Raw genomic sequence first — 22,590 nt, 5'->3', positions numbered from 1 at the left:
GGTATCAACAACGTTGTACGGCATACCGCCAGAGCCTCTCGACGAAAGTGGATCTCACTGTGGTGCGGGTGGGATACGGATACGACCTTAGAACTATCCTTCTCGGGCACCATCCCATGTTCGTGCCACCCGGGGGGAGGTAGGTGACCGGCGTGCCGACCACACCACAGCCCGTAACCATGCCTACCGCTCCTGAGCAGCCCGGACTCGTCGTGGTGACGGGCGCTCCAGGCGTCGGACGGACGACCCTCTTGACCTCGCTGGCGTCCGCCGCCGCCGGGACGGTGTTCCGGGGCGGCGGGCTGGCCAGCCTACGGCATGTGCCGGGGGTCGCTCTGAGCCGCGCGATCCGGGCCCGGCTGCCGGAGTCCGACGTGGACCTGGCCGTGGAGGCCGTGAGAGCGCGGGTCAAGGACGGTCTGCTCGTGCTGGACGACCTCCAGTGGGCCGACGGCCTCACGCTGGCGGTGCTACCAAGGCTGACCGAGCACGTACGGGTGCTGGCCGCCTTGCGGACGCCGAACAACCTGCCCGCCGAAGTCTTCAGAGCGTTGCGGGCGGCCGCACGGGCGTGGGTGACCGTCCCGCCGCTCACCGACGAGGCGGCGTCGGGGTTGGCGGAGAAGACCGCGCCGGAGCTGTCGGCGGCCGCGATCGCCGCGGTGGTCGAGCGAGCCGGCGGGATGCCGCTGGCGGTCCAGGTGCTGGCCCGGCGGGCCGTACGGGCCGGCGGCAACCTCTCCCAAACCGAGCTCGGCCGGTCCGCGCCCTCCCGGGCCGACGACTTGGAGCGGGCCATCGCCGACGCGGTCGCCCAACTCCGCCGCCCGGCCCGTACCGCGATCGCGGCCCTGGGCCTGCTCGGCCGGCCGGAGCTGGCGAGCCGGCTGGGACCCGGCGTCGGCGAGCTCGTAGAGGCCGGCTTAGCCGTCCAGGAAGGCACGGTCACTCAAGAAGGCGCGGTCGCCCAGGACGGCATGATGGTAGCTCCGGTGGCGCCTTGCGTCGCCGAGATCGCCGCCGGTATCTTGCCCGCGGCGGACCGCGCTGCTCTGCACGCCCGGCTGGCGCAATTCTGTGCACCGGCCGAGTCGGCTCGGCACTACGCCGCTGCCGGTGCTGCTCAGAGCGCCTTCGACCAAGCGGTGGTGGCCGCCGGTCAGGCCACCACCGACGGGGAACGAGCGGCCAGTCTGCTGCTGGCGGCCGGGCTGACCGGTGTCGACGTGCCACCTCGGGTACGACTGGACGCGGTGGCTGCTGCGCTTGCTGTTGGGCGCTACCACGCGGCCGTACGAGCGCTGGAGAGCCTGCCCGAGACCAACCTGACGACTCCGGCGTTGCGCGCTGAACAAGGCGTCCTGAAGGCGGAGGCCTTTCTTCAGGCCGGCGACCCGGCGGCCGCGCTGGCCGCTACCGAGGTGTTCCGGAACGCCCTCGGAGAGACCGCCGGGCTGCCGGTCGACCTGCTCGCGGACCTGCACAGGGTCCGCATCCTCGCGGCCGTCGGGGTGGGCGATGCCGTCGCGGTCGGCACCGCCACCGCGGCCGCGCACGCCCATTTCGGCGATGCCACCGCCCATCCGCCGGCGGTGGCCGCCGCGCTGGCGATCGCCGCCGCGACTGGCCGGGAGGCCGGCTGGGCGGCGGCGCTGGACGCGGCCGCGAAGGCTTGCGAGGTGGCCGGGCGGACCGCGGATGAGCGGTGGTGCCGGTGGGTGCTGGCCGAGACGCTGGCCGCCGACGGCGACACCAGCGAGGCTGGCCCGGCCGCGAAAGCCGGCGCCCAGCGGTGTGCGGTTGACGGCGCGTACAGCTGGGAGTCCCGGTTCGTCGCGCTGGGGCTGTGGGTGTCGGCGTTGCGCGGCGAGGCGCTGGACGACGTGGTACGTCGGGCCACCGACCTGCTGGATCGTTCGCTGCCCGGGCGCGCGCGGGCGTACGCACTGGCCGCTGGATGTTTGGCGGCGGCGGACTCGGGCGCTCTCGGACTGGCCCGTGGCCGGCTGTCTGGCGGGTTGCCCGAAGGCATGGTGGTCAGCGGAGTGCCGGCGGAGGCGCTCGCGTGGGTGGGCCAGGAAGTCGCCTGGCTGGACGGAGTGGTGGAGCCCTCCGGCGACCAGGAGGCCGCCGCGATCCGGCAGTCCGCCCTGCTGCTGGGCCTCGCCGAGATCACCGAACACTGGACCGCGTACGAGCGAGCCGCCGGCGCGGTCGGTGCGCACGCCAAGGACACCGGCCGCCTCGCCACCGCGCTGCAGCCGCCGGCCGAGGCGGCCGCCGCGACCTTGCGGGCGTGGAACCGGGCGGCCGGCGGCTGGCCGTCGTCGTCGGAGTTCAACCAGGCTGCGAGCGCCTGGCACCAGCGGGTGGTCCGGGAGGAGATCCGGGCGCTGCTGGGGGTGATGGTCGCTCCCGACCCGCCGGACGCGGCCGTACCAGCCCTGCTGGCCGCCGAGATCGCGGCCGAGACGGCTGGCCTGGTGGTGTTGCTGGGGCGGGTCCGCAAGGCCCTTCGCCGCTATGTCGCGCATGGCCGGGTCGCACAGCGCAACCTGGACGAACGTCCCCGGCTCGGCCCGCGCAGCAGTCCGCTTTCGGCCCGCGAGACCGAGGTGCTGCAGCTGGTCGCTCAGGGCGAGTCGACCCGCCGGATCGCTACCCGGCTGGGACTGTCCCGGGAGACCGTGGAGACGCACGTACGGTCCGGCATGCGCAAGCTCGGCGCCCGTACCCGCACCGAGGCGGCCGCGCTGGTCGCCGCCGAACTGGGTGACGAGCGGCCATGACGCAACCGCTACACGTGGTGGAGACCCAGTCGGCCGCGGCCGGCGTGCTGCGCCGGCTCACCAAGCAGGGCTGGACAGTCGGTACGGGCTTCGTGATGCCGCCCGAGCCGTGGGACCTGACTCGCAAGAAGCTGGTCTTTTCCGGCCCGGTTGAGGACTCCGACGACGTCGGCGCGGTCGTACTGGCCGCCGCCCGGGGCGTTGGCGTGGTCGCCATCGTCGATCCGCGCAGTACCACCGGCCGGGCCCTGCTCGACGACCTGCGCCGGGTTGGCCCGGTCGGCGACGCGCCCACCGAGGACGACACGCCGTCCGTGCCCGGCCTCACCGTCGAGGAGTGCGCTCTGCTGGACCGCCTCGCCGACGGTGAGTCGATCGCCGCCGCCGCCGAGGCCGAGTTCCTGTCCCTGCGTACGGCCAACCGCCGGATCGCGCACACCCGCAAGGTCTTCAACGTGGCCAGCACCCGCGCCGCCGTCGTCGAATACGTCCGCCGCCGCGACTGAACACCCCTACTAACCGGACGTTTTAGCTGTCGACACGCGGCGAACCACAGCGAAAACGTCCGGTTCGCGATGGGGTGGGGCCGGGGACGGTGAGTAGCGATGGCAAGATTTCGGCGATGGGCTACCCGGACACGCAGACTGCTCTCCAACGCGCGGACGAGCTGGAAGCCGACGTGGTGTCGGCCTGGCCGCGGGCGTGGCGGGACCTGGACCTGGTACGGCTGGAGGACTCCGGTCACTGGCCGAAATGGTGCCTGCTGCCGATCGCTCGCGGGGCTGCCCGGGTGGTGGCGCAGCCAGCGGCCGACTTCGATGGCCGCAACGCCCCGCCGCCTCCGGTTGGCGCGGTAGCCGCGTACTACTCCTGGCGGTTCGCTCGCACGGTGTACACGCTGGAACCGCGGCTGGTCGACCAGCTCTGGACCTCGGCGCGGGCCGACCTGCCCACGCTCGACCGGTTCATGAACCTGCCCGAGTGGTGCGTGCACGTCACCGGCCTGCGTGAGCACCTCGGCGCTGACGCCGCGTACGCCCACCTCGAGTACAACTTCCGCAGTGACCGACCGGAGCTGCGGCTGCTGATCGACTTCGGCCAGGGCGGCCTGGAGCGGCTGCTCCCGGTGACCGTACGGCTGGACGAGGTGTCGCTGGCGTCCGCGCTCGCCGACTATGGCGAGGTCGCGAGTGCGGTGGGTACGGTGAGCCCCAGCTTCGAACGGACCATGTCCGGGCTGCTCTCGGTGATCGACTTCATCGCCTCGCCGGACGCCCGGCTGACCAACGGCGACCAGTCCGGCCGGCGGCCCGAGCGCACCGGCCGGCCGATCAGGCCCCGGACCACCTGGTATGTCTCGGAGGCCGGCAGCGTGCCACCGGTCAGTGCTGGGTACGTACCCCCGGCTCCATCGGTGTCAGCACCGAACAGCGATGCCGCTCCGGCGGCGGGGTGGCGGCTTTTCCGCGGACGAAAACAAGCGCGATAACCGCGCCGAGGGCGAACAGTGCGGCGCACACCATCATCGCCGTCCGGAAGCCGCCGTTGAGCGCTCCCGCGTTCTGGTAAGAGGCGCCGGACAACCCGACGACCAGCGGCAACGCGGCCACGGCCAACAACCCGCCGGCCCGCGAAACGGCGTTGTTGACCCCGCTGGCAACGCCCGAGTAGCGGTCCGCGACCACCGCCAGCACGGTCGAGGTCAGCGGTGGCACGACCGTGGTCATGCCCAAGCCCATCAGCGTCACGGCCGGCAGCACGTCCCAGACGTACGAGGCGCCGGGGCCGATCCGGAGCATCAGCAGCACCGCGGCGGCGCCCATCAGCGGCCCGGCGACCAGCGGGATCCGTGGTCCGATCTTCTGCGCGAGGGAGCCGGACAGGGACGAGAAAGCGAGCATCACCACGGTCATCGGCAACAGCGAGACGCCCGCTTGCAATGCGGAGAACCGGGCCACCACCTGCAACTGCAGGACCAGGAAGAAGAACACCCCGGACAGGCCGGCGTAGACGAACAGCGTGACCACGTTGATCGCGGAGAACTGCGCGGAGGCGAACACCTGCGGCGGCAGCATCGGATGGCGTTCGCGGTGTTCCACCCAGACGAAACCGGCGAGCGCCGCCACCCCCATGACGGCGGCCGCCCAGACGGCTACCGTTCCCGCTTGCCCCGGTGCCTCCACCAGCGCGTACGTGACGCCGCCCAGCCCAATCGCGCCGAGCAACGCGCCGCCGACGTCGAACCGGCCGCCAGCGCCTGGTTCGACCTCGTCGGCGCGGCTTTCCGGCACCCACCGAAGGGTCGCGAAGATGACCAACGCGGCGAGCGGCACGTTCAGGTAGAAGGCGAACCGCCACGACCAGGTGTCGACCAGGTAGCCGCCGATGAACGGCCCGATCGCGCCGGCGACCCCGCCCAGGCCCGCCCAGGCGCCGATCGCCTTGGCCCGCTCCTCCGGCACGAAGGACGACTGGATCAGCGAGAGCGAGCCGGGCGTGAGCAGGGCCGCGCCGATGCCCTGCAGGGCCCGTCCGGCGATCAGCAGGGGCACCGATGGGGCGATGCCGCACAGCATGGACGAGAGCGTGAACCAGACGACCCCGATCAGGAAGACTTTCCGTCGGCCATACCGGTCGCCCAACACCCCGCCGATCAGCACCAGGGCGGCCAGCGTCAGCGTGTACGCGTTGATCGTCCACTGGAGATCGGCCAGACTGGCGGTCAGGTCGTGGCCGATCCGGGGGAGTGCCACGTTGACGATCGTGCTGTCCAGGAAGGCCATGCCGGACGCGAGCACGGTGGCCAACAGCACACCGCGACCGGCGCGGTCAGACAGGCGCAGCGAGGTCATGGCGACAGCTTGGCAGGTGGGGTTGCGCGTACGCGCATGAACCCGTCACGCCGGAACATGACCTTGAGGATATATTTCCCCTAGAGTATATTTTGGTCGTGCCGACAACCTTCGACGTACTCGCCGAGCCCAGCCGGCGACGCATCCTGGATCTGCTGCTGGAGCGTCCGCGCTCGGTGAACGAGCTGGTGGACCAGCTGGGGCTGACCCAGCCGGGGACCTCCAAGCACCTGAAGGTGCTCCGCGACTCCGGGTTCGTACGGGTGCGGCAGGAGGCCCAACGCCGTTGGTACGAGCTTCGTCCGGAGCCGCTGCAGGAGATCGACGCGTGGCTGTCGCCGTACCGGCGGCTCTGGTCGGACCGCCTGGACGCCCTCGAGCAGCACCTTGACGCCATGCCCGACGGGGATGAGCCTGCTTAACGGCTCCAGGGACGGTCGGATTCCGGCACGTCGGCGGGACTCGCCGGGTGACCGCGCTCGGCGCTCCACCGGCGCGCTTGGGCCGCGGTGTCCTCGGTGGACAGGTCGTCAGTACGCCGACCGAAGGACCAGCGGTGTCCCAGTGGGTCGATGACCTGCGCGTACCGGTCGCCCCAGAAGGTGTCGAGCGGCTTCATCGCCGGCTCCGCGCCGGCCTCGACAGCCCGGTCGAAGGTGCCGTCCACGTCGGTGACGAAGATGTGCAGCATGACCGGGGTGCCGCCGATCGATTCCGGAGCCAGCATCCCCATGTCCGGGAACTCCTCAACCAACAGCAGTCGGCCGCCGGCCACCAACAGCTCGCAGTGCCAGATCCGGCCGTCCGGGCCGGACTGGCGCTGCAGCTCGTCCGCCCCGAAAGCGCGCTGGTAGAACGCGACCGCCTCGGCGACGCTGCGCACGACCAGGTGCGGGGTGACGCCGGGGAACTCCTCCGGCGCGAGGTCGGCGGCGGTCATCCGGCGTGCCTTTCGGTGTGGTCCGTACGGGTCTCCAACGCCCTGATGCCACGGGACTCGGCCGCCGCGACCAGCACGGACAGCCGGCCGGCTTCTTCGGCGGCGGCTTCCCGGCCGCGGTCCGTGAGTCGGTATGACCGGCGCCGCTCGCCGCGACGGTCGTACGAGTCGCCGTCGATATGCCCGGAGTCGTTGGTGTCCTCGATCTCCACGATCAGCCCGTCTACCCGCATCCGCTGCAGCGACCGGTAGAGCGTGCCCGGGCCCAGCCGGATCAGGCCGCCGGTCAAGGCCTCCACGTCCGACATCAGCGCGTACCCGTGCTGCTCGCCGCCAGCGAGGGCGAGCAGCAGGGCGAAGATCGCCGGCGTCATCCCCGGCCCACGTGGGTCAGTTGTTCTGTTGGGAGACCTCGCCGATGACGAAGTCGTTCCCGTCCGGGTCGGTGACCTTCACCCACGTGCTCCACGGCTCCTTGAACGGCCCTTCGACCGGCACCCCGGCGGCCTTGAGTTCGTCATACGTCTTCTGGGCATCGTCGCACAGCAGGGTGAAGGTGGAGCTCTTGCCGAGGAAGTGTTCGAAGCCGTCCTGGACCGGGAACAGGTTGATCCGGTCGCCGGCCGGGGTGGCCACCTCGATCCAGCGTCGGCCCGGGCTCATCTCCGCGTCGGTGTGCGGAGTGAAGCCGAGCTTGTCGACGAAGAAGTCGCGGGCGACCTCCTGGTCGGAGACGTAGTGGACATGCACGCCAATGCTCGTGATCATTTGTCGCTCCTAGAACCATCGTGGATACTATCGCATGCGGATACTATCCGAGATGGATAACACTTACCAGCGCTTCGTCGGGTCAGGGAAGGGTGAGGATGACCGGGCCGTCCTTGGTGATGGCGATGGAGTGCTCGAAGTGGGCCGCGCGGCTGCGGTCCGAGGTGTGTAGCGCCCAGCCGTCCGGGGCCATCGTGTAGTCGTCGACGCCACCGGCGATGAACATCGGCTCGATCGCGAAGGCCTGCCCGACCTGCAGACGCAGACCGCGGCCGACGCGGCCTTCGTTGGCGATGAACGGGTCCTCATGCATCTCCCGGCCGATCCCGTGACCGCCGAAGTTGGAGGGGATGCCGTAGCCGGCGGACCGGCCGACCTGCCCAATCGCGTGTGAGATGTCCCCGAGCCGGCCGCCGGCCACCGCGGCCTCGATGCCGGCCGCGAGGCCGCGCTCGGTGGTGGCCAGCAGTTCGGCGTCGCCGGGTCGGGGCGTACCGACCAGGAAGCTGATCGCGGCGTCACCGGTCCAGCCGTTGAGGGTCGCGCCGCAGTCGATGCTGACGAGGTCACCGTCGGCCAGCCGGTAGTGGCCGGGGATGCCGTGCACGATGGCGTCGTTGACAGACGCGCAGATGACCCCGGAGAAGGGCGTCGGCGCCCACTGCGGGTGGTAGTTCAGGAACGGCGAGGTGGCGCCGGCGTCCTTGATGACGGCATGGGCGACCTCGTCCAACTCCTTCAGGCTGACGCCGATGCTGGCCGCCTCCCGGGCCGCGGCCAGCGCGTTGGCCACCACCCGGCCGGCCTCGCGCATCGCCGCCAACTCAGCCTCGGTCTTCTGCTCGACCACGTCGCCGCACTCCTTCTACCCGTCACCACTGGACCCAATAACTATACCGGTATTAGTATCACGGTCATGGTTCGCGCACCCCTCACCCGGCTCGACTGGCAGCGCGGCGAGCGGTTGGGAGCGCTGCTCCGGCAAGCTCGCGGAGACCGCAGTATGCCGGAGGTCGCGGCGGCCGCCGGGCTGTCCGCCGAAACACTCCGCAAGATCGAGACCGGCCGGGTGCCGACACCGGCGTTCTTCACCGTGGCCGCGCTGGCGACCGCCCTGGACATCCCGCTGGACACCCTCGCCGAGCACTGCGCCGAGCCCGCACCCGTACGACAGGTTCCGGCCTAAAGTGAGGGCCAGGCGAGCAGGTCACGTACCACCTGACCGTCGCCCTCGACTTTTAGCCGATCCGCTGGAATCCTGAGATGCAGAGCCAAAAGCAGGTCGCTCGCCGAACCGCTGAGCGTCATCTTCGCGGACTCGTGATCGTCGGTGGTGATCGCTGAGCCCGTCGCGGTTAGGCCGACCTGCCAGGACGGGCCTTGCGTCGTACGAACAGCAACCCGCGTCGGCTCATGCGGCCATTCGCCGGCCGAGCCGTACGAGACCTCCAGGAACTCGGCCACCAGATCGACCGCGTCCGGGATCGGCTCCGGCTTGCCGATGGTCTCCTGGGCGTCGTACGCGTGCACCGCGGCTTCGACGACTTGATGGCGGGCTATCGCGCCGGCCGTCAACGGAGCGGCCTCGGCCGGCCACCAGGACCAGCAGGGCTGGTCCGGTTCGGCCGTACTGAGCGCCGCGACGAGCAGCTCGGTGGACTCTGCGGACCACTCGACGAGGTCGCCGTGAGGCTCACGGCGGTCCACCGCGTCCTCCGTGGGGCGCCTGTCGCTCGTACCCTGCTGGACCACCACAGCCCAGAATCGCTGCACTTGGCCCAGATGATCGACCAGGTTGCGCAGTGACCAGTCGGGACAGCCCGGCACTCTCGCCTGCAGGTCGGGTGCTGCCGCGACCGCCTGTCGCAGCGCTGTTGACCTGGCTCGAATCTCGGACAGATGCACGTGTTTAGCCTTCCTGGGACATCGCGGGGGCGAACCGGGGGACGGAGACCAGGGTGGCGAGTACGCCGCCGGCGACCGCCGCCCAGAGGCCAGCCGCGGCGCCCACGTGGTCGGCGAGATAACCGGCGACGGCCGAGCCGGTGGCGTAGCCGACCGAGAACGCCGTCACCACCCAGGCGAAGGCCTCGGTGACCGTACCCGGCGGCGCGAGCTGATCCACCAGGATGAATGCGCAGGCCAGTACCGGCGGCAGGAACAGGCCGCTGAGGACCGCCAGAGGCAGGCCGATCCAGACGTTCGGGGTCAGCGCCAGTGGCAGGAAGCCCAGCGCCAGGCAGCCAGCGAGGAGGCGCAACCGAGCGGACGGATCCCGGCCGGCCGGGACCGCCGTATAGACCAGGCCGCCGATCAGGGCGCCGAGGCCGTTCGCGGTGACCAGCCAACCGGCGGCCGGCCGTACGCCGGCCTGCTCGGCGAAGGCAGTGACCGCGACGGTGAAGGTGCCGACCGCGCCGCCGGCGAACACCAGCATGACCAGCAGCCGCGCGAGCCGGCCCGACCGGAGCGCGCCGGCCCAGTGCCGCTCGCCCGGCGCGCCTCGCCACCGCCGCGCCGGACCCGCGGTGGCGAACCAGGCCGCACCGACCAGGCCGACCGCGGCGGCGACCAGGATCCCCGCCGTACCACCGAAAACCGAGACCGAGGCGACCACGACCAGTGGGCCCCCGACGAACAGCAACTCCTGGGCGGCTGCGTCGAGTGAGTACGCGGCGTGCACGGCTCGCTGGTCCGGGAGCAGCAGCGACCAAAGGGCACGCAGGCACGGCTCCAGCGGCGGTGTCGCGGCCCCAGCGAGCACCACCAGCGCGATCGCGACGATGGGCTGGCCGGCGAGATCGATGAATGCCAACGCCCCGAACGCGATCGCCGCCACGAACGCGGCCCCGACCAGCACCGGCGGCTGCCGCGTACGGTCGACCAGCCGCGCCAGCACCGGACCACCGATCGCCTGTCCGACCGCGAAACCGCCAGCCAGCAGCCCGGCGAGGGTGTAGTCAGCGCCTCGGTAGCGGGCCAGCAGCACCAACGCGAGCGCGGCCATTCCGGTCGGCAGCCGCCCGATCAGGTCGGCCGCCAGCAGCCGCGGCACCCCGGCCGTACGCAGCACATCCCGGATGGGCCGGGTATTGCGTACAACCGCTGTCAGCACGTCGTACGGCCAGGCTCAACGAAATTCACAGAGGAAACCTAACAGTGCCGCCCAACGTCCCGGGTTGGCCGCGATGCCTCATCTCGGCCAACCCTCGGGCGAACGGGAAACCTACTTCTTGTTGGAGAAGTCGTACTGCTGGTAGAGCGTGGCCGCGTTGGCCGGCGTGACCGCCTCGATGGACAGGGTGGTCTTCTTCTCGACCTTCTTGCCGGTCATCAGCGCCTCGACGGTGTCAGCGGCTTCCTTGGCGCAGGTCGGGTAGATGAAGGTGCCGGACAGCTGGCCGAGCTGGACCGCGCGGATGCCGCCGTCCGGGATCGCGAGGCCGTCGGTGCCGATGAACTTGATGGACTTCTGCTTGCCGGCGGACGCGGCCGCCAGGTACGCGCCGAGCGCCATCGGGTCGTTCTGCCCGTACACCAGGTCGACCTTCAGGCCCTGGGCCAGCCACTGGTTGGTGATCGTGGTGGCGTTGTCCTTGAGCCACTTGGCTTCCCGGTTGGCGAGGATCTTGACCTTCGGGTTGCTCTTGATGCCGTCCCGGAAGCCGCGGTCGCGGTCGATCTGCGGCTGGTCGGACAGGATGCCCTGCAGCTCCACCACATTGCCGCCGTTGGGCAGCAGTTGCGCGGCCAGCTGACCGGCCTTCTGCCCGGCGGCGAAGTTGTCGCCGCCGATGAACGCGGAGTAGCAGTCGGAGTTGACCGAACGGTCCAGCACGATCACCGGGATCTTCGCCGCGCAGGCCTGCTGGACGGCCGCCGCGAGCGGGGCCGGCTCGTTCGGCGAGATGATCAGCGCGTTCACCTTCTGCTGGATGAACTGCTGCACCTGCGACACCTGCCGGCCGGAGTCTTGTGCCGCGTCCGCGATCGGCAGCAGCTTCAGGTTCGGATACTGCTTGATGTAGTGCTCCAGCTGCAGGTTCAGCTGGGCCCGGTACGGCTCGGCGTTGTTCGACTGGGAATAGCCGACGACGAACTGCTGCCCGGCGCCGTTGCTGGCGGGTGCGCCACTGCTGCCCGTGGTGGACGCACAACCGGCCACGAGCACGAGGGCGGTCGCCGCGACGGCGAGGCGACCGATGCTGATACGGATCACGACTTTCTCCCAGTGTTCTTGCCGCCCGACGGACCGGGCGCCGCTGTGGAAACCGCGGCGGTGGCTAGGTCCCCGCCACCGCGGCCGAATGTTCGCCGGATGAAGCCGGCGAAGCTGGTGATCAGGTCCGGCCGCTGCAGCACGACCGCGACGACCACGATCAGGCCCTTGATGATCAGCTGCAGGTTGTCGCTGACAGCGTTCAGGCCGAGCACGTTGTCCAGCAGGGTGAGGATCAGGACACCGACGAAGGTGCCGATGATGCTGCCCCGGCCACCGGCCAGCGCGGCGCCGCCGATCACCACCGCGGCGATCACGTCCAGCTCGTACCCGCCGCCGGCGAGCGGATCGGCCGACGCGCTGTACGCCGCGTCGATCGGGCCGGCGAAACCGGCGAGCAGGCCGCAGATGGTGAACACCGCGATCTTCACCCGGTTGACGTTGATGCCGGACAGCCTGGCCGCTGTCTCGTTCCCGCCGACCGCGTAAATATGCCGACCGAACGTGGTTTTGGAGAGGATCAACTGAAAAACCACGCAGGTGATGACGAAGGCCAGGACCGGATAGTAGACACCGGCGCCGAGTATACCGCTAAACAAATTGTGGCCGGGCGTACCGAACAGCTGGAACTGGTCGGAGTGCGCGGACAGTTTGCCAGTCGGCCCAACGATCTGGGTGCCCACACTGACGTTGTTGCTGATCTGCCGGTCCAGCCCACGAAAGACCGACAACGTCGCCAGTGTCATGACGAACGGCTGGATGCGCAGCCAGGTGGAACCGGCGCCGTTGCAGAAGCCCATCACCGCCCCGGCGACCACACACACCGGCAGGATCAGCACCGGCGGCAGATCCGCCTGTACGAGCAACATCGCCGCCACCATCGACGAAAGCCCCAACATCGACCCCACCGAAAGGTCGATGCCGGCGGCCAGGATCACCAGCGTCTCACCGACCGCGAGGATGCCCCGGGACGCGAAGGCGCCGACCGCGTTGGTGATGTTCGACTGGCTGAGAAAGATGCCGCCCTTGGTGCTGATGCCCAGGATCAGCACCAACGCCAGCCCCACGTAACCCTGCAGCGAGCCCAGGGTGGAGAGCACCCGTTTCCACCGCTCGGCTCCGACTGGTTTCTCGGCGACCGCGGTCGCGGTCGTCTGGGTGCCCGCCACGCTATGTTTCCTTTCCAGTGCTGGACATATCTTCGGCGAGGACGACCTGCCGGGCCATCGCCGCCGCCAGGATCCGCTCCTGGGTGGCCTCCGCCCGATCGAGCTCCGCGGTAACCCGACCCTCGCAGAGCACGATGATCCGGTCGCACGTGCCCAGCAGCTCCGGCAGCTCGGAAGAGGCCATCAGAATGCCGGTGCCGGCGGCCGCCAACTTGTTGACCAGCTCGGAAATCTCCGCCTTCGCGCCCACGTCGATGCCCCTGGTCGGCTCATCGAGCAACAGCACGGTCGGCTTGGTCAGCAGGCACTTGGCCAGTACGACCTTCTGCTGGTTCCCGCCGGACAGGTTCGCCACCATGCTCGCGAGGCTCGGCGTCTTCACCCGCAGGCTGGCGACCTGCTCCGCGACCGCCTTGCGCTCGGCTTTCGCGTCCACCCCGGACCAGCGGCGGAACCGCTTCAGCGAAGCCAGACTGGCGTTGAACCGTACGGTGTTCGACAGCACCAGACTTTGCGTCTTGCGGTCCTCGGCGACCAGCGCGACACCTCTGCGGATGGCTTCCTCCGGCGACCGCGGTGGATACGGTTTCCCGTCCAGCGCCAGCGACCCGCGGATCGCGCGCGTGCCGAAGACGCCGAAGATCGCCTCCAGCACCTCGGTACGACCGGCGCCCATCAGGCCGGCGAGCCCGACGATCTCGCCGGCCCGTACGGACAGCGAAACATCGTGCAGCGCCACCCGGCCGGCCCGCGGGTCGGCCGCCAGCGACAGGCCGGTCACTCGCAGCCGCTCGGCTCCGGCGGAGATTTTGGCGGAGTGCTGGAAAATCTCGCCGAGTGGCCGGCCGACCATCATCCGGATCAGCTCGGCGCGATCGGTCGCCGCCATCTCGCGAGTGCCGATGTAGCCGCCGTCGCGCAGCACCGTCACCCGGTCGGCGATCTCGTACAACTCCTCGAGCCGGTGCGAGATGTAGATGACCGCGACCCCGCGGGCGACCAGCCGGCGGATCACCGCGAACAGCAGTTTCACCTCAGCGTCGGCCAGTGCGGATGTCGGCTCGTCCATGATCAGTACGCGGACGTTCAGCGACAGCGCCTTGGCGACCTCGATCAGCTGCTGCTCGGCGATCTGGCACGTACGCACCGGCCGCCGCGGGTCCAGTCGCAGGCCCAGCTCGGCGAGCAGCCGGCGCGACTCGGCGTCCATCAGGGGCCGGTTGATCGTGCCCCACCGGGTCCGCGGCTCCCGGCCTAGGAAGATGTTGTCCGCGATCGACAGCTCTGGCACCAGGTTGAGCTCCTGGTGGATCATCCCGATGCCGAGCGACTGGGCGTCTTTGGGGTGGTGGATGTTCGCCCGCTCGCCAGCCAGCTCGATGCTGCCGGCGTATTCGGTGAAGACGCCGGACAGGATGTTGCACAGCGTCGACTTGCCGGCACCGTTCTCGCCGAGCAGGGCGTGCACCTCACCGGCGCGTACGTCCATGGACACGCCGGTCAGGGCCCGTACGCCCGGGAAGGACTTGGCGATGTCACGCATCGCCAGGATCGGGGAGTTGCTCTCGGGCATCGGGTCAGGTCGCCTGCGTCAGGTCGAGGTAGTCCAGGCCAGCGAAGTAGCCCGCCGCCGACGCGTTCTTGCCGGTGACCGTCATCGTCAGCGTGTGGGTACCGGCGCTGAGCTGGTGCTGTCCATAGGACAGGGGTGGCGTGATCACCACGGCCCCCGCGTTGTAGCCGTCAACAGGTTCGCCCATCGTCGTACCGTCCAGAGCGAAGGTCACGATGCCGTAATCGACCGCCTTTGTCAGCACCATCGACAGGTCGTACGTGCCAGCCGTCGAGACACTGAACTGCAGGACCGCGTTTTGCGGCGCCGACTTCGCGGTGAACCACAGCTGCGAACCGTTCGACCAATGGACGTTGCAGCAGTCGCCCTGTGGGCCGATCGGGGCGGTGGCCGAGACGACCGGCATCGACTCCGCCTCGACCCGGAGCTTGTTGCCGGTGACCGCGCTGACCAGTGCCGACAGCGGGCCGGCGTGACCGGCCGCGTCCACCGCCCGGACCCGGTAATACCAGGTCTGTTTGGTGCCGAGATCGCCGTGGGCGTACGAAAGCAACGGCGTGGTAGTCAGCAGAGTGGAGCCGGCGGCGGTGAAGTTCGGGGTGGTGGAGCCGTACACCTGGTACTGCGGCGCGTACGTGTCGTCAGTGGCGGGCAGCCAGGTGACGTTGATGCTGTTGGTGTCCGTACCGGCCGCGTGCAGCCCGAGAGTGGCGCTGGGTGCCCGGCTGTCCACAGTGGCTGGTACGTCCGAGACCGCCGCGTAGGAGGCCGCGGTCCAGGCGGCGGAGCCGGCCGCCGGCGTCAGTGTCACGGTGATCGATGAGCGGCCGGCGGTCAGCGCGGCGGGCAGCTCGAAGCTGTCGTCCAGCCAGCGCAAACCCTGGTTGCTCAGGGGCTGCGTCCAGGTCCCGGCCGCGATGCCGTTCACACTCACAGTCGCGCTTTGGTAGCCCTGGTTCTGGTCGGACGTACGGCGAAGTTCGACGCCCCGGTTGTCCCGCGCGACCGCCAGCTGGAAGCTGACCGGCCCGGCGGTGGCCCGGATGCCGCGAGTGACAGCCGGCTGGGTGCGGTCGTAACCCTCGTAGCCGCTGGACACCGCGGTCACCGCGCCGGGGTTGGTCGACTTGTACTGATGGGCGCTCTCGCTGCCAGTGTCGCCGACGGTGAGCGAGTCGGTCTGGCGCATCACATTCTTGTCCTGGGCGTAGTAGTACGTCGTGGAGCCATAGATCGCCGGATCCGTGTCGTACGCGCCGTGCTCGATGCCGAACCGGACGGACGAGCCGTACTGCGCGCCTTCGGTGAGCATCAGCCGGTACGCGCCAGTGCAGTCGTACACGCAGCCGAGGCCGCGGTTCTCGTGCGCGGGATCGCCGTTGAACGGGTTCGTGTCGGTGCCTCGATTGAAATACCAGCCGGACTCGTAGAAGTCCTCGGTGCCGGTGCCGGACATCTGCGGGCTCACCGAGCCGTCCACGAACAGCCGCTCGTCGCCCTCGAGGTAGCCGCGGCCGGCGTCCTGGGCGAGGCCTTCCATGGTCTCGGTGACCCCGACCACCCGGCCGTGCCCGATGGTGTCCACGAAGGTGTGGTCCTGGCCGGGCGTCTCGATGGTCCGGTCACTGGCGGCGTGGAAGTAGCCGGTGGAGCCGTCCGCGCCGAGCTGCGCGGACGCGGGGCTGGCCGCGGTGGTGACAGACAGTTGGGCGCCGTTGATCGCGACCAGCGAGTCGTTGACCAACGTGACCGTGGCGCTCGACCGGTAGGGCATCTGCCACCAGGCGGACAACGTCTTGGTGGCCGGGTCGGCGCCGAACATCATCGCTCGTACGGGATAGAGCCCCAGGCCGGTGCCGAAGAACTCGCCGAGCGGCGCGTCCACGGTCTGCCGGCCGTCGAAGCTGATCCGCAGCCGGGTGTCACGCATGATCGAGTCGGAGGTGGCGATCTCGCTGGTGCCCGAGCCGGGGGCGGCGAGCTGCGGGATCTTCACGGTCAGCGCGGTGATCGCGCCGGAGCCGCTGCCGGCGGTCACGGTCTTACTCGCGCCGCGGGGCAGCGCCAGCGCGGTCGTACGGGTACGAGCCCCCGGCTGTGCGGGTTTCGGGTCGGCCGTGCCGGATGCTTTCAGCTTCGCGATCACGTCGGTGGCCTGGTCGGCCGGATCGAAGGTCGGGATTCCCCGTGGATCGGCGAAAGTGCGGTAGGTGACGTGGTAGTAGACGGGCTTGTTCTGGACCGTGATCAGCATCGACTTGCTGAACGTCATCGGCACCTTGAGGTAGACACCGCCGGATGACTGGTCGGCGTTGGCGACAAGTGGGTAGACGAAAGGCGCGCCCTTGGCGCCGTTCACGATGTCCTGAAGCGAACCGGAAAGCACTGTCTTGCCGTCTAGCTGGACGGTGATCGTGCCGGTGGCTGTCACGTTGCCGTCGTCGCGGGTGAACCAGATCGAGTCCACCTCCCCGGCGCCGGCCCGCTCCGCGATGACGCAGCCGGCCGAGGTCGTCCGCAGGCACCACGAGTTGCCGTCATCGTTGCCGCCGGCCCGGTCGAAGCTGGAGGACTGGAAGGTCCGGCTGTCGCCGGAGATGTCGGCAAGCCGCTCCGGGTGCCGGTAGGTGTCCCAGCCGATCGGCCCGTGGGAGGCCGGTGGAGGGGCCGCCGTGGCGGGCTGGCTAGCCGGCACGAACGCGGTGGCCACCGCCAATGCCACCACTGCGGACAGAGCGGTCAAACGACGTACGCCCCGCGCCATGGAACCCTCCGGGATGCGCTAGAAATCGATTTCCCGGAGGTTAGTGACCCAGATTACGCCGTGTCAAGGGGCTCTCGTACGAGCAAGCCGTGGAGGGCAGTGGCGGCAATCGCCAGAATTCACCGCGAAAGACGCATGCCCACCCGCGCGCGTGCCGCCCCGTTTCCTGGTCAGCCGGGGTCTGTATCGAGCACTAAGGAGTGCCGCTACCGACTCATGGCGCACCGAGAAGGTCCTACCAAGGAGGTCAGCGTTGTGCGGAAGGTGATCGAGTACGTCCTGGTTTCGGCGGACGGCGTCTTCGAAGACCCGGTAGGGATGGGCGTCGGCGAGTATCAGGACGAGGCGTACCTGCGCGACGGTTTGGGCTTGCTGAACGCATGCGACGCGATGCTGTTCGGCCGCCGCACCTACCAGGCGTTCGCGGGGCTCTACGGCGGCGGTGGGGCGCACAAACCGATGTGGGCCGACCGGCTCACCGCCATCCCGAAGTATGTCTTCAGCTCGTCGTTGGTGACGGCCGGCTGGGGTAACCCCACCATCATCGGCGGCGATGCCGTCGCCGAGGTTGCCCGACTCAAGCAACAGGAAGGGGGAAACCTGCTGCTCATGGGCCACGGCCTGCTGGGAGAGACGCTACTGAGGGAATGGCTGATCGATGTCATCGACCTCGCCATCTACCCCTTTATGGCAGGTAGCGGGAAGCAGCTCTTTCGAGAGGGTCAAGACGCCAAGCTGAGACTCGCCGCCGTCAAGACCTTCTCGAAGATCGTGAAGCTGACCTACGAGACGGATGTCAGGACATTAGACCGTCGAGCGTGACGAAACGGCGCGCTGGACAGCCAGCGCGCCGTTTCGTGACCTCCCGAAGCGGTCTAGCGGCCGTTCTGGGTCGCGGTAGTTGGAGTTGTCTGGGCAGGGGGAGCAGCCTGGGTCGGGGCAGTGGGGGCTGGACGGGACGCAGCGGGCCGGGCCGGCGCGGCGGGGGTAACCGGAGTCGCTGGCTTGTTGGCCGCGGCGGCCGCGTTCTTGTCGAGTACGTCGGTGGGCTCGTCTCCGAGCGCGTCCGGGACGGTCTGCAGGATCTCCCGTACGGACCCGAACTGGCCGACGAGCGTCGCTCGTACGTTCATCAACTGCTCGACGACCGATTTGGCGTGCGCGATGATCCGGTCCGACTCGGCCTTCGCGGTGGCCCGCAGCTGGTCGGCCTGCTTCTGGGTGTCGGCCAGCAGTTTCGCGGCCTCCGCCTTGGCCTTCTCGACCCGCTGGGTGCCCTCGGTGACGGACGCCTTCTCGCGGTCCTCGTGGACCTTCTGCGCCTCATCGCGGCGGCGTGCCATCGAGGTGTCGAACTGCTGCTGCAGGTCCTGGTGTGCCTTGCGGGCGGCGGCCAGCTTCTCGGCGGCCGCGGTGTCGGCGGCGGCGATCTTGTCCGCGGCGCTCTTCTCGGCCGCGGCGGTCTTCTCCCGGGCCGCCTTGTCCACCGCGGTCGTCGTCTCGGCGACGTACTTGTCGACGGTGCTGCGCTTCTCGGTGGCGTATTTGTCGGCGGCGGCCGTCTTGGCGGCGGCGGACTTCTCCGCGTCGCCGATCAGCTTGGTCGCGCGCTGGTCGGCGGCGGCGGTGATGGCGTCGGCCTTGTCGCGGGCGATCTTGTCGCGGGAGTCGGCCTGGATGCCGACCTCCTTGGCCTTGCGCAGGATCTCCTTGGCCTCGTCATCGGCGATGCCGAGGATCTGGCCGACCCGGGCACCGAGCGACTCGTACGTCGGGGCCTTCGCGGTCTTGAGCTTCTCGTGCAGTTCCTCATTCTCGGTCTGGGCGTCCCGCAGCTGCTGGCGGGCGTCCTCGAGCCGACCGAGCGCGCCGTCCCGGTCCGCGGCCGTGGATCGGTACTGCGTCTCGATCCGCTGGAATGCCGTGGTCACCTGATTACGGTCGAAACCTCGCAGCACCACATCGAAGGTGCCCGGTTTTTCCTGCATCGGGATCAGTTCAGTCCGGTGCTCGGACATGCATACCCTCCAGGGCAGTCGCTTCACTGGCGCCGCTCCGACGCCACTGTCGTGTGCAGGTCACCACCACAGCCAACCGGGGCGTTCACGCTTACGGCGTAATCGATCGGTTGCTGACGGCATTGGCCAGATCGGTTGATCGTACCGAGAGCCGAAGTCGGACTATCTATATGTAGATTTCGCTCTCTGGAGCAGAATTCCGACATTTTGCCATCACATTTACGCGTGGCCATTCTGTGACATCCCCGTCACGCATGCGTTAAATACATGGGAAAAATGTCGTAGCCGCATTTTTCCACCGACATAACGGCTTGCGGGTTTTCGAGCAGTGTCCCGGGTCGACATGGCGATCGCCAGCGGGCGTCCCTAGGGTTGGTTCCGTTCATCGCCCGTACGAATGGTGGGACCGCATGCGATACGGCTTGAAGGTCAATCCCGGCACCTGGCCGGAGGCTACGCAGTGGGCCGGCATCGCCGAGGACGCCGGATTCCACAGCCTGTGGACCGGCGACAACCTGCGCAATTCCCGAGACGCCGCCATCGCGGTGCATGACGGTCCGACACTGCTCGCCGCGTGGGCGGCGACCACCGTCGACATCCAGATCGGCCTGTTGATCGCGAACCTCGCGTACCGACAGCCGGCCCCGTTGGCGAAGCAGGCGGTGACCCTCGACCACATCAGCGGTGGCCGGTTCGAGCTCGGCATCGGCTCCGGGCTGTGGCCGGCCGACCACGCGATGGCCGGCGTGCCGTACTGGCCGGGCCCCGAGCGCGCCGACCGCTTGGCCGAGTTCGTGGGCAGCGTCGACCGACTGTTGGGTGGCGATACCAGCGACCACTCCGGGGCGTACTACAGCTACCGCGACGCGGCGATGAGCCCTGGCCCGGTGCAGGACCGCATCCCGCTGCTCGTGGCCGCCAACGGGCCGCGCGCCCTCGCGGTGGCCGCCACCTATGGCGACGCCTGGGTGACCTTCACCGGCGCGGCTACCGAGGAAGAGTTCTACCAAGCCTCTGTCGAGCGCGCCGACAAGCTGGACCAGTTGTGTACGGACGCCAACCGCGACCCCGCCTCGGTCCGCCGCATCCTGCTCGCGTACGGCTCGGTCAATCCCTGGGCCAGCCCGGACGCACTGGCCCAGATCACCGAGCGCTACCAGGCGATCGGGTTCACCGAGATCGTCTGCTACGCCCCGAAACCCGCCGAGCGCCCGATCTTCGACAAGGCCGTCGGCACCCTCTTCCCCTGACCGTCGATGCGAACGTCAGGGTGGGTACGGAAGGCACCAGCGGGCGACGGCGGCATGGAGGCCATCGAGGTCACGTTCGTCGCCGGCCCACGCGACATAGCCATCTGGACGGACCAGCAGGGCGGCCGTTGGGCGGGCGTCGTACGGGCGAATGACCACTTCGACGGGCCAACCGTCGGCGATGGCCCGTACGGCTGGCCGGTCCGCGAGGTCGAGGAGAATCGGCTTTCCGTTCCGCAGGAAGGATTTCAGGGGCAGGGCGGGGACGAATCGGCCGGTGAGCGGGTGTCCGCCGGGGATCGTGTCGAACCGGCGATCTGAGCCGTCCATAAGTGCGACGAGGTGGCGCAGCGGCCCCGCGTACGTGAGAAGTTCGCCCAGCAACTCCCGCAGCGCCACGCCGTTGTCGCCAGCCGCCTGGGTGAGCGCGGCCTGCGCGCGGGTCTGCAGCAGTGCGCGTTTGGCGATGGGACGGCGTTCGGCCTCGTACGTGTCGAGCAGGTCGGCTCTGTCGATCAGCGCGGCCGCGAGTTTCCAGCCGAGGTTGACCGCGTCCGGCAGCCCGACGGTGAGCGCGCCGCCGGCTGGGAACAGGTGCGCCGCGTCTCCGGCGAGGAAGACCCGGCCGTCCCGGTACCGCTGCGCGAGGCGGCCCTGGACGACCACCTGGGACAGCCAGATCGGCTCGCCCAGCGGTAGCTCGCCACCCAGCACGCGGCGGGCACTGGCCTGCAGCTCAGGCAACGTCAACGAGGCCTTGTCCCGCGGCGCTTCACCGGGCTCGCGTACGCCGGCGATCACCACTCCAGGCTGTAGGGACATCGCCAGCACCGCTCCTCGGGGCGTCCGGTTCCAGCCGCGTTGGAGTCTCCCGAAGCCCGGCACGTCGAGGCCCGCATTCGTATACAGCCCGGCGGCCTCGGGCGCCCGGAAGTGGCCCATCCGGAGCACCTCCGGGTCCGCCGAGCCGGGAAACGCGATGCCAGCCTGTTGGCGTACGACACTGTGCCCGCCGTCGCATCCGACCAGATAGCGCGGGCTCAGCTCGTACGAGTCATCGTCCTGTCGGACTTGCACCGTCACCCGGTCGGCGCTCTGCGAGAAAGCCGTTACCTCGTGGCCGCGCCGGATGGTCGCTCCGAGCTCGACGGCCCGATCGGCCAGCAGCCTCTCTAGCTCCGGCTGCGGGATCAGCAATGCCGGCAGCCGGACGTCTGGAATAAGGGAGAGGTCCATCAGCACATCGCCGAACGGATACGACGGCACTGGACCGGCATATCTGCCGGCGCTGAAACCGGCTAGCAGACCTCGCAGCTCGAGCAGTCGTACGGGTTGACCAACTATCCCGTTGGCCCGTGGCACGACACTGTTCTCCAGCCGTTTTTCCAACACCACTACCGATATGTCGGCCAGCGCCAACTCGCAACTGAGCATCAGGCCGACCGGCCCGGCGCCACAAACCACCACGTCCATTGCCGTCACCAACCTGTCAGTTTGGATTGACATCACTTGTCAGTTTGGGTTGACAGATGGCCGCTGTCACCCCAAACTGACGGACATGGACAGTGACCTCGCCGAGCGCATCCGTTCGACCGACCCGGCCGTGGCCCTTCGCGCCGTCGGCGCGTTGCACCGGCTCGCCGAGCAGGTGGAGGCCGCCGCGGTGACCCGCGCCCGCGAACAGGGGTGGTCGTGGGAGCAGATCGGAGACGCCCTCGGCGTGTCCCGCCAGTCCGTCCACACCAAACACGGGAAGTGAGTGACATGGCCGATCAGTCCACCGCAAGACATCCGTTCAGCGTCGTCGTGAAGGCGGCCCTGGACGAGGCACGCCGGCGAGGGGATCGCCGGACGGGCACCGAACACCTGGTCCTCGGTCTGCTGAGCGCCCCGGACACCCCGCCAGCGCGGGCGCTCAACGTGGACCTGGCGACCGCTCGCGCAGCGTTGCAGTCACTGGACAAGGCCGCATTAGGATCGATCGGCATCGACGTGGCGGACTTCCCCCCGGTGAGCGTCAAGCCGCTGGGCAAGCGCCCGCCGCTCACCTCCGCCGCCCGGGCTGCCCTCGCCGCGGCTGTCGGCGCGACCACGATGAGAACGCGTCGACTCGCCCCGAGACAGCTGTTGCTCACTCTGCTGGAAAGCCGCTCGCCCGACCCGGCCGCGGACCTGCTGGCAGCGCTCGGTGTCGACGGCGTGGTCGTACGGGACCGCCTGGGGTGATCCTTTCGACATCCCGGAGACA

At 69.3% G+C, this 22,590-nt stretch carries 22 protein-coding genes; 9 read left to right on the top strand and 13 right to left on the bottom strand.

The window, feature by feature from the left end; all coding sequences use genetic code 11:
• Positions 1-179: 179 nt before the first annotated feature.
• From ABD301_RS24745 to ABD301_RS24735, 3 genes are all read left to right on the top strand, one after another.
• On the top strand, positions 180-2,789 hold the full coding sequence (locus ABD301_RS24745) for a LuxR C-terminal-related transcriptional regulator (RefSeq protein WP_344312866.1): 2,610 nt from the start codon (positions 180-182) through the stop codon (positions 2,787-2,789).
• Positions 2,786-3,295, top strand: coding sequence for a hypothetical protein (locus tag ABD301_RS24740; protein ID WP_344312865.1), 510 nt, complete (start codon positions 2,786-2,788; stop codon positions 3,293-3,295). The genes ABD301_RS24745 and ABD301_RS24740 overlap by 4 nt, the downstream gene beginning before the upstream one ends.
• A gap of 89 nt (positions 3,296-3,384) precedes the next feature.
• Complete coding sequence (locus tag ABD301_RS24735; protein WP_344312863.1) at positions 3,385-4,278, top strand: hypothetical protein; 894 nt, start codon at positions 3,385-3,387, stop codon at positions 4,276-4,278.
• Here the strand turns inward: ABD301_RS24735 and ABD301_RS24730 are convergent.
• Positions 4,172-5,641, bottom strand: coding sequence for an MFS transporter (locus ABD301_RS24730; protein WP_344312862.1), 1,470 nt, complete (start codon positions 5,639-5,641; stop codon positions 4,172-4,174). The genes ABD301_RS24735 and ABD301_RS24730 overlap by 107 nt on opposite strands.
• A 98-nt stretch (positions 5,642-5,739) precedes the next feature.
• Here ABD301_RS24730 and ABD301_RS24725 point away from each other — a divergent pair, with 98 nt between their 5' ends.
• The gene (locus ABD301_RS24725) at positions 5,740-6,063 is read left to right on the top strand and encodes an ArsR/SmtB family transcription factor (RefSeq protein WP_344312859.1); all 324 of its coding nucleotides are present in this window, start codon (positions 5,740-5,742) and stop codon (positions 6,061-6,063) included.
• On the opposite strand, the gene ABD301_RS24720 is transcribed toward ABD301_RS24725, so the two are convergent.
• The 4 genes from ABD301_RS24720 to map form a co-directional block, all read right to left on the bottom strand.
• Positions 6,060-6,581, bottom strand: a complete 522-nt coding sequence (locus ABD301_RS24720) for a VOC family protein (protein ID WP_344312858.1) — start codon at positions 6,579-6,581, stop codon at positions 6,060-6,062. The genes ABD301_RS24725 and ABD301_RS24720 overlap by 4 nt on opposite strands.
• Complete coding sequence (locus ABD301_RS24715; RefSeq protein ID WP_344312857.1) at positions 6,578-6,955, bottom strand: PadR family transcriptional regulator; 378 nt, start codon at positions 6,953-6,955, stop codon at positions 6,578-6,580. The genes ABD301_RS24720 and ABD301_RS24715 overlap by 4 nt, the downstream gene beginning before the upstream one ends.
• 16 nt (positions 6,956-6,971) lie before the next feature.
• A complete protein-coding gene (locus ABD301_RS24710; protein ID WP_163573247.1) occupies positions 6,972-7,349 on the bottom strand; it encodes a VOC family protein in 378 nt (125 codons plus the stop codon).
• A gap of 82 nt (positions 7,350-7,431) precedes the next feature.
• Positions 7,432-8,199 carry a type I methionyl aminopeptidase gene (gene map / locus ABD301_RS24705; protein WP_344312856.1) on the bottom strand — a complete coding sequence of 256 codons (768 nt, stop codon included), beginning with the start codon at positions 8,197-8,199 and terminating at the stop codon, positions 7,432-7,434.
• A 66-nt stretch (positions 8,200-8,265) separates the two neighbouring features.
• On the opposite strand from map, the gene ABD301_RS24700 reads away from it, so the two are divergent.
• Positions 8,266-8,535 carry a helix-turn-helix domain-containing protein gene (locus ABD301_RS24700; protein ID WP_163573246.1) on the top strand — a complete coding sequence of 90 codons (270 nt, stop codon included), beginning with the start codon at positions 8,266-8,268 and terminating at the stop codon, positions 8,533-8,535.
• On the opposite strand, the gene ABD301_RS24695 is transcribed toward ABD301_RS24700, so the two are convergent.
• The 6 genes from ABD301_RS24695 to ABD301_RS24670 all read right to left on the bottom strand — a co-directional run bounded on the left by ABD301_RS24695 (position 8,532) and on the right by ABD301_RS24670 (position 17,053).
• On the bottom strand, positions 8,532-9,254 hold the full coding sequence (locus tag ABD301_RS24695; RefSeq protein WP_344312855.1) for a maleylpyruvate isomerase family mycothiol-dependent enzyme: 723 nt from the start codon (positions 9,252-9,254) through the stop codon (positions 8,532-8,534). The two genes, ABD301_RS24700 and ABD301_RS24695, sit on opposite strands and share 4 nt — an antisense overlap.
• Before the next feature lie 4 nt (positions 9,255-9,258).
• The gene (locus tag ABD301_RS24690; protein WP_344312854.1) at positions 9,259-10,464 is read right to left on the bottom strand and encodes an MFS transporter; all 1,206 of its coding nucleotides are present in this window, start codon (positions 10,462-10,464) and stop codon (positions 9,259-9,261) included.
• 111 nt (positions 10,465-10,575) lie between these two features.
• The gene (locus ABD301_RS24685; protein WP_163573271.1) at positions 10,576-11,568 is read right to left on the bottom strand and encodes a substrate-binding domain-containing protein; all 993 of its coding nucleotides are present in this window, start codon (positions 11,566-11,568) and stop codon (positions 10,576-10,578) included.
• A complete protein-coding gene (locus ABD301_RS24680) occupies positions 11,565-12,737 on the bottom strand; it encodes an ABC transporter permease (RefSeq protein WP_344312853.1) in 1,173 nt (390 codons plus the stop codon). Before ABD301_RS24680 ends, ABD301_RS24685 begins: the two co-directional genes overlap by 4 nt.
• Position 12,738: 1 nt before the next feature.
• A complete protein-coding gene (locus tag ABD301_RS24675; protein WP_344312852.1) occupies positions 12,739-14,310 on the bottom strand; it encodes a sugar ABC transporter ATP-binding protein in 1,572 nt (523 codons plus the stop codon).
• Between the two features lie 4 nt (positions 14,311-14,314).
• On the bottom strand, positions 14,315-17,053 hold the full coding sequence (locus ABD301_RS24670) for a DUF2961 domain-containing protein (protein WP_344312851.1): 2,739 nt from the start codon (positions 17,051-17,053) through the stop codon (positions 14,315-14,317).
• 276 nt (positions 17,054-17,329) lie between these two features.
• On the opposite strand from ABD301_RS24670, the gene ABD301_RS24665 reads away from it, so the two are divergent.
• Entirely contained in the window at positions 17,330-17,896 is a 567-nt protein-coding gene (locus ABD301_RS24665) for a dihydrofolate reductase family protein (protein WP_163573825.1), read from the top strand.
• Between the two features lie 53 nt (positions 17,897-17,949).
• Here ABD301_RS24665 and ABD301_RS24660 read toward each other — a convergent pair whose 3' ends face one another.
• Positions 17,950-19,092: a coiled-coil domain-containing protein gene (locus ABD301_RS24660; RefSeq protein WP_344312849.1), complete on the bottom strand. Its 1,143-nt coding sequence runs from the start codon at positions 19,090-19,092 to the stop codon at positions 17,950-17,952.
• 410 nt (positions 19,093-19,502) lie between these two features.
• Here ABD301_RS24660 and ABD301_RS24655 point away from each other — a divergent pair, with 410 nt between their 5' ends.
• Positions 19,503-20,342, top strand: coding sequence for an LLM class flavin-dependent oxidoreductase (locus tag ABD301_RS24655; RefSeq protein ID WP_163573822.1), 840 nt, complete (start codon positions 19,503-19,505; stop codon positions 20,340-20,342).
• 15 nt (positions 20,343-20,357) lie between these two features.
• Here the strand turns inward: ABD301_RS24655 and ABD301_RS24650 are convergent, their stop codons facing one another.
• The gene (locus tag ABD301_RS24650; protein ID WP_344312848.1) at positions 20,358-21,848 is read right to left on the bottom strand and encodes an FAD-dependent monooxygenase; all 1,491 of its coding nucleotides are present in this window, start codon (positions 21,846-21,848) and stop codon (positions 20,358-20,360) included.
• A 52-nt stretch (positions 21,849-21,900) separates the two neighbouring features.
• On the opposite strand from ABD301_RS24650, the gene ABD301_RS24645 reads away from it, so the two are divergent.
• On the top strand, positions 21,901-22,101 hold the full coding sequence (locus ABD301_RS24645; protein WP_425551976.1) for a helix-turn-helix domain-containing protein: 201 nt from the start codon (positions 21,901-21,903) through the stop codon (positions 22,099-22,101).
• 5 nt (positions 22,102-22,106) lie between these two features.
• Positions 22,107-22,568 (top strand): Clp protease N-terminal domain-containing protein, encoded by a 462-nt coding sequence (locus ABD301_RS24640; RefSeq protein WP_163573828.1) that lies wholly within the window; start codon positions 22,107-22,109, stop codon positions 22,566-22,568.
• Positions 22,569-22,590: the final 22 nt, after the last annotated feature.

The sequence above is a fragment of the Fodinicola feengrottensis genome (assembly GCF_039530045.1).
In the GTDB taxonomy this organism is placed as follows: domain Bacteria; phylum Actinomycetota; class Actinomycetes; order Mycobacteriales; family HKI-0501; genus Fodinicola; species Fodinicola feengrottensis.
The sequence above is the reverse complement of the archived record's forward strand: the minus strand, read 5'-3'. Positions and strand labels throughout refer to the sequence as shown.

What these genes read in the sequence shown, in the direction of transcription:
- ABD301_RS24700 (WP_163573246.1), top strand. Translation starts at nt 8,266, where the DNA reads ATGGTTCGCGCACCCCTCACCCGGCTCGACTGGCAGCGCGGCGAGCGG.
- ABD301_RS24720 (WP_344312858.1), bottom strand. Translation starts at nt 6,581, where the DNA reads ATGACCGCCGCCGACCTCGCGCCGGAGGAGTTCCCCGGCGTCACCCCG.
- ABD301_RS24715 (WP_344312857.1), bottom strand. Translation starts at nt 6,955, where the DNA reads ATGACGCCGGCGATCTTCGCCCTGCTGCTCGCCCTCGCTGGCGGCGAG.
- ABD301_RS24740 (WP_344312865.1), top strand. Translation starts at nt 2,786, where the DNA reads ATGACGCAACCGCTACACGTGGTGGAGACCCAGTCGGCCGCGGCCGGC.
- ABD301_RS24730 (WP_344312862.1), bottom strand. Translation starts at nt 5,641, where the DNA reads ATGACCTCGCTGCGCCTGTCTGACCGCGCCGGTCGCGGTGTGCTGTTG.
- ABD301_RS24745 (WP_344312866.1), top strand. Translation starts at nt 180, where the DNA reads ATGCCTACCGCTCCTGAGCAGCCCGGACTCGTCGTGGTGACGGGCGCT.
- ABD301_RS24675 (WP_344312852.1), bottom strand. Translation starts at nt 14,310, where the DNA reads ATGCCCGAGAGCAACTCCCCGATCCTGGCGATGCGTGACATCGCCAAG.
- ABD301_RS24640 (WP_163573828.1), top strand. Translation starts at nt 22,107, where the DNA reads ATGGCCGATCAGTCCACCGCAAGACATCCGTTCAGCGTCGTCGTGAAG.
- ABD301_RS24660 (WP_344312849.1), bottom strand. Translation starts at nt 19,092, where the DNA reads ATGTCCGAGCACCGGACTGAACTGATCCCGATGCAGGAAAAACCGGGC.
- ABD301_RS24650 (WP_344312848.1), bottom strand. Translation starts at nt 21,848, where the DNA reads ATGTCAATCCAAACTGACAGGTTGGTGACGGCAATGGACGTGGTGGTT.
- ABD301_RS24655 (WP_163573822.1), top strand. Translation starts at nt 19,503, where the DNA reads ATGCGATACGGCTTGAAGGTCAATCCCGGCACCTGGCCGGAGGCTACG.
- ABD301_RS24645 (WP_425551976.1), top strand. Translation starts at nt 21,901, where the DNA reads ATGGACAGTGACCTCGCCGAGCGCATCCGTTCGACCGACCCGGCCGTG.
- ABD301_RS24710 (WP_163573247.1), bottom strand. Translation starts at nt 7,349, where the DNA reads ATGATCACGAGCATTGGCGTGCATGTCCACTACGTCTCCGACCAGGAG.